This window comes from Halomonas borealis, assembly GCF_004798905.1.
Classification (GTDB): Bacteria; Pseudomonadota; Gammaproteobacteria; order Pseudomonadales; family Halomonadaceae; genus Halomonas; species Halomonas borealis.
Genome location: NZ_SDMO01000138.1, coordinates 1 through 237, shown reverse-complemented (window position 1 = coordinate 237; position 237 = coordinate 1). Strand labels below are relative to the sequence as shown.

Annotated in this window: 1 protein-coding gene; it reads left to right on the top strand. The window is 27.8% G+C overall.

Annotated elements, in window-relative coordinates; translation table 11 throughout:
• Window positions 1-237 (top strand): ATP-binding cassette domain-containing protein (locus tag ETC07_RS16435; RefSeq protein ID WP_136249350.1); only part of this gene is annotated, 237 nt, incomplete at both ends.

Genomic DNA, 237 nt, shown 5'->3' with positions numbered 1-237 from the left:
AGAGCTGAAAGGAAAAGAAAAACTAAAAATCAAGAGAAATAAAATATCATTTTTATTTCAAGATTTCGGTCTAGTTGAAGAAGAAACAATTAATTTTAATTTAGAAATAGGCTTAAAATATAGCAAATTAAGTAGGAAAGAGAAAGTAAAACAAAAAAAGGAGGCACTGAATGCGGTCAATTTAAATAAAAAACTATCCACAATGATTAGCAGTTTATCTGGAGGAGAAAAACAGCG